At 60.7% G+C, this 4,432-nt stretch carries 4 protein-coding genes; all 4 read left to right on the forward strand.

The window, feature by feature from the left end; all coding sequences use genetic code 11:
• Window positions 1-304: 304 nt before the first annotated feature.
• A complete protein-coding gene (locus BIS10_RS17605) occupies window positions 305-1,102 on the forward strand; it encodes a Cof-type HAD-IIB family hydrolase (RefSeq protein ID WP_083026615.1) in 798 nt (265 codons plus the stop codon).
• A 116-nt stretch (window positions 1,103-1,218) separates the two neighbouring features.
• Window positions 1,219-1,944, forward strand: coding sequence for a response regulator (locus BIS10_RS17610; RefSeq protein ID WP_253507268.1), 726 nt, complete (start codon window positions 1,219-1,221; stop codon window positions 1,942-1,944).
• Window positions 1,945-2,018: 74 nt separating this feature from the next.
• A complete protein-coding gene (locus BIS10_RS17615) occupies window positions 2,019-3,422 on the forward strand; it encodes an ATP-binding protein (RefSeq protein ID WP_253507275.1) in 1,404 nt (467 codons plus the stop codon).
• Between the two features lie 155 nt (window positions 3,423-3,577).
• Window positions 3,578-4,432 (forward strand): ABC transporter substrate-binding protein (locus BIS10_RS17620; RefSeq protein ID WP_253507270.1); only part of this gene is annotated, 855 nt, incomplete at its 3' end.

Consider the following 4,432-nt stretch of genomic DNA (forward strand, 5'->3'; position numbering starts at 1 on the left):
GCCGCTATCAGTTTCAAGAAAACCAAAGCCTTTTTCTGTGGCTTTGATCACCCCTTCAGCGCGCGGGGTGGTTTCACGGATCTGTTGCTTGAGCTGGGCAAGCAGGGAGTTGTTTTGAAGCATGTGTTCAATCAGTTGGCGAGAGTAGGTTGCCACTATACGGATTCCCACTGGCCGCGCCAATCGTTGCCCCTGGGGAAGTGGCGACGGCGACGGCAGGTCAATGACTTACTTACGGTTGGCTGAATCGGTTAAGCTGAGCGAACTGCCACGCTAACCCTGCTAACGCACAAGGAGCGCTTTGATGACCCCTCGCCTGATCGTTTCTGACCTGGACGGTACGCTGCTGGGCAGCGACCACCGGTTACATGACAGCACCGTGGAGGTGCTCCGAGAGTTGGTTCAGCAGGGACACCATTTGGCGCTGGCCTCTGGCCGCCACTACCACGATATGCGCGTATTCCGCGACGAGCTGGGCGTGCCTGCTCACCTCATCAGCACCAACGGGGCTTACACCCACGATCCGGACGATGGCTTGGTTAGCGCGTCGCACCTCAACCCGGATCACGCCCACACGCTGATTCATTTACCCCGACCGCCCCAAGTGCGCCTCAGCCTTTACCGCGAAGCGGGATGGCATGTGGATGCCGAAGCGCCGCACCTGCTGTCACTACACGCCTCGACGGGCTTTCGCTATGAGGTCGTGCCACCGGAGCAGATGGACGCCAACGGGGTGGGTAAAGTGCTCTATTTGGGCGACCCGGACGCGCTCGCAGAACTGGAGGCTCAGGCCCAAGCGGCGCATGGCGATGGGCTGCACATTACCTACTCCACGGTGGACTCGCTAGAGATCATGGCGGGCGGGGTGAATAAGGGCGTGGCGCTCGCGGCGTTGCTGGAGTCGCTTGGGTTCACCGCCGCCGACTGCCTGGCCTTTGGCGATAACCTCAACGATACCGAAATGCTCACCCTGGCTGGCGAGGCTCAGGTGATGGCCAACGCCCATCCGGCGCTGTTTGATCGCGTGCCAGACGCCCAGCGGATCGGCCACCACGGCGAAGCAGCGGTGGCGTCATTCCTGAAGCAGCGCTTTGGGCTTTAGCATTTGTCGCTGTCATTTTTGCTCTGCCACCTTAGTCGATAGCCGCTTGCGGTAGCCGGAGCGCTCCACCATCATCTAGCCCCTAAAACGATAATAACTTAGGGGCGCTTTCCACGATGACAACCACGCCTGCGACCTTGATGGTGGTCGACGATGACCCGGAAATTCGCGAGCTGCTGGCGGATTACCTGGGGCGGCACGGTTACCACGTGCTGACCGCAGAGGGGGCGGATGCGCTCTACCAACAGCTTGCCGAGCATACGCCCGATTTACTGATCGTCGATGTGATGATGCCGGGGGATGATGGCTTTACCATCTGCCGTGAGCTGCGCAAAACTAACGACACCCCCATCATTATGCTCACCGCCAGCGCTGACGATACCGACCGTATCTTGGGGCTGGAATTAGGGGCCGACGACTATATCGGTAAACCCTTCAATCCCCGCGAGCTGCTGGCGCGCATTAAAGCGGTACTACGCCGTACGCGCCCGGCGGCCACAGCGGCCGCCCCTCATGAAGCGCGCTGGGTACGCTTTGGTGAGTGGCAGCTCGACCGAATGACGCGGGAATTAGTGGATCACACCGGCGAGCGCACCGCACTTTCCGGGGCAGATTTTCAGCTGCTCCAGGTGTTTTTAGAGCGCCCCGCCCAGGTGATTACTCGCGATGATCTCTACACCCTGACCCGTGGCCGCGATGCGCCGCCGTTGGACCGCTCGATTGACGTGCACGTGTGTCGGCTACGCCAGCGTTTAGGTGAAGATGCCCAGCATTCACAGCTGATTCGTACCGTACGCGGGGCGGGCTATGTGCTCACGGCCAGGGTAGATGCGGCGTCGTGACGTCGTGGCGACGCTGGCTGAAACGACACTCGCACTGGCTGCCCGGCAGCCTGCGCGGGCGCTTTGTCATTATTATGATTGCCGGGGTGCTGGCCGCCCAGGTGGCGAGCTATACCATTTGGACTTCCCAGGTGCGCGCCAGCCAGCTCGAACAGCTCGATGAGCTCTCCAGCAACATGGCGTTTAGCATCGCCTCCACCATGAAATTCTTCCGTTCACTGCCGGTGGACTATCGGCATATCGTGCTGGATCAACTGCGCAGCATGGGCGGCACGCGTTTTTTTGTTAGCGTGAACGAGCGGCGTATTCCCGTGGCGGACATCGGCAGCGGCCCGGAAAAAGAGGTGGTGGTGAACAACGTACGCACCATTCTGACCCAGCAGCTCTCGATTGATGATGTGGTGGTGGAGTTCTCCCGCCCGGAAACCCTGCGGGTCTTCAATAATGAAGTGCTGCTTTACGACCTGCCGCCCCGCTGGGGCCAACACAGCCTGTTAATGGAACCCCTTTCGCCGCCCATTCTGGTGGTGCAGCTGGAGCTTGCTCCCGATACCTGGCTCTATGTCGCCACGCTGCTGGGCGTGCCGGATATTTTCAGCGGCTACCGCTGGCTCTCAGAAGAGCGGCTGCTGGCGGGCATCGTCGTGCTGCTCACCGTGCTGGCGCTGTCGCTATTGGGCATTACCAGCGTGACGCGGCCGCTGGCAAGGCTCTCCCGGGCGGCGCGTCAGTTAGGTGATGACCTGGACAGCCCGCCGCTGAAAGAGAGCGGCCCCAAGGAGGTAGCGGCCACCGCCGTAGCGTTTAACCGCATGCAGCGGCGTATTCGCGAGCAGGTGGAGGAGCGCGAGCGGCTCTTCTCTGCAATCTCCCACGACTTAAAAACGCCGATTACCCGCATGCGCTTACGGGCTGAAATGCTGGATGACCCGCTTCAGCGCGAGCGCTTCTGCGCCTCGCTGGATGAGCTATCCGAGCTGGTCAAAGGCGCGCTCGCCTCGGTCAAGGGGTTAGATCTGCATGAAGAGCCGCAGCCAACGGATCTCAACGCGCTAACGACCGAGCTGGCCGAGGCGCTGCGCTTGCAGAGGGGCGAAGTGCAGGTGGCAGGGCAGGTGGCGCCACTAACGGTCAAACCGCTGGCGATGAAGCGCTGCCTGGCGAACCTATTAGAGAATGCGGTGTTTTACGGCCAGCGGGCGAGGGTAACGCTGGAAGAACAGGCGGGCGTGGTGCGCCTACATATTCACGACAGTGGCCCTGGCATCCCTAAGGATCAGCTTGGCCGCGTGTTTTCACCCTTTGTACGCCTGGAGGTGTCCAGAAGCCGCCACACCGGTGGAAGCGGCCTGGGGCTAGGCATTGCCCGGCATATCGCCCGTGCCCATGGGGGCGATATTACCCTTACCAATCACCCCGCAGGCGGCTTGTTGGCCACGCTAACGCTGCCTCGCCAATCAAGTGTTACAGACTTGTAATACTATGCAGGACTCGGTAACTCCCGTTATGCGGCTCGCTGTCGTACTCTGCTAAAAGCCGTTTTGCACCGCGTGTGTCACGGCATTACAACAGCGACAGCCGCCAAGCCTTTCAGGGCTGGTATTCGCGATAACAACAATAGCAGGAGCTACCCATGCTGATTAAGCAGTTGCCTACGTTTAAAAAATCCGCCCTCGCACTGGCCTTAGCGGCAGGCACCGCTATGGCCGCAGGCACTACCCAAGCAAGCGATGTAGAAGTCCTCCACTGGTGGACATCCGGTGGTGAAGCCCGCGCGGCCAACGTCCTCAAAGAGCTACTCGAAGCCGAAGGTTACGGCTGGCAGGACTTTGCGGTGGCCGGTGGTGGCGGTGAAACTGCGATGACGGTGCTTAAATCCCGCGCCATGTCAGGTAATCCACCCTCCGCCGCGCAAATTAAAGGCCCGGAAATTCAGGAGTGGGGCGAGCTTGGCCTGCTGGGCGACTTAAATGAAGTGGCGGATGCCGAAGGCTGGAACGACCTGTTACCAGAAATTGTGGCCGATATTATGCGTTACGACGGCCAGTACGTAGCCGTGCCCGCGAACGTACACCGGGTTAACTGGCTATGGGCCAACCCGGACGTGTTGGAAGCCGCTGGCGTAGAAATGCCCACCACCCTAGACGAGCTGTTTGCCGCCGGGGAAGCCATTCGTGAAGCGGGTTTTGTGCCGCTAGCCCACGGTGGCCAGTCCTGGCAGGATGCCACCGTGTTTGAAAGCGTGGTGTTAGGCAGCCAAGGCACCGAGTTTTACCAGCAGGCGCTGGTGGAGCTCGACCCGGAAGCCCTTGGGGGCGAGCAGATGGTCGCCGCACTGGAAGACTTCAAACGCCTGCGCGAGCTGATGGACGAAGGCATGCCGGGCCGCGATTGGAACATTGCCACCGCGATGGTGATTGAAGGCGTGGCCGGTTTCCAGTTGATGGGCGACTGGGCGAAGGGGGAATTCACCGCCGCGGGTCTGACC

The organism is Halomonas sp. 707B3 (assembly GCF_024158645.1).
Classification (GTDB): domain Bacteria; phylum Pseudomonadota; class Gammaproteobacteria; order Pseudomonadales; family Halomonadaceae; genus Vreelandella; species Vreelandella lionensis.

What these genes read in the sequence shown, in the direction of transcription:
- BIS10_RS17605 (WP_083026615.1), top strand. Translation starts at nt 305, where the DNA reads ATGACCCCTCGCCTGATCGTTTCTGACCTGGACGGTACGCTGCTGGGC.
- BIS10_RS17610 (WP_253507268.1), top strand. Translation starts at nt 1,219, where the DNA reads ATGACAACCACGCCTGCGACCTTGATGGTGGTCGACGATGACCCGGAA.
- BIS10_RS17615 (WP_253507275.1), top strand. Translation starts at nt 2,019, where the DNA reads ATGATTGCCGGGGTGCTGGCCGCCCAGGTGGCGAGCTATACCATTTGG.